General features: G+C 61.0%; 1 protein-coding gene. It reads left to right on the top strand.

What is annotated here, in order from left to right; genetic code table 11:
* Positions 1-78: 78 nt before the first annotated feature.
* Positions 79-435: a hypothetical protein gene (locus R5H29_RS14455; protein WP_332329347.1), complete on the top strand. Its 357-nt coding sequence runs from the start codon at positions 79-81 to the stop codon at positions 433-435.
* Positions 436-490 lie beyond the last annotated feature (55 nt).

Below are 490 nucleotides of genomic sequence, written 5' to 3'. Positions count from 1 at the left end.
AAATGAGGTCGCCATTCGCCATCTCCATTCAACCCTCGATAAATGGGTGAAGGCGAGCACCGTGCGGGAGGCGCTGGCATGACCGACGCGAACATCGCGACCACCCTGCCCGCCGGGTTCAAGGATCTCGAGCCGCTGGTGGACCGTTGGGCGGGGCGAACCATCGAGGCGCGCACCAAGGCGCGCTGCGAAGCTTCGATGGAAGACATCATGCTCCTTTACAACGTCATGGTCGAGCGCGCGCCAGCGATACTCGATTATCTCAAACCTTTTCCGCTGGATGCGATCGAAGGCGAGAACGCGACGCTTTTCTGCCTGCTGCTATCGCTAGGACAAGCGTCGATGGCGGTGGAGGTTCACGGGCAGCCGCAAGCTCCCAACACGCCATTCCCGCATGGCATCCGCGTGCTGAGCGGCGTCGCGCCGTTCGGCTGAGGCACAAAGTTTTTCGGGAGGCAATCGGATGACATCCGGCAAGGTCATTATCAGC

Source organism: Stenotrophomonas sp. A3_2, from assembly GCF_036624925.1.
Taxonomy (GTDB): domain Bacteria; phylum Pseudomonadota; class Gammaproteobacteria; order Xanthomonadales; family Xanthomonadaceae; genus Stenotrophomonas; species Stenotrophomonas hibiscicola.
This window is presented reverse-complemented; position numbering and strand designations above follow the sequence as displayed.

Bases quoted from the DNA above. Each gene is read 5' to 3' on its own strand.
- R5H29_RS14455 (WP_332329347.1), top strand. From the start codon at position 79: ATGACCGACGCGAACATCGCGACCACCCTGCCCGCCGGGTTCAAGGAT.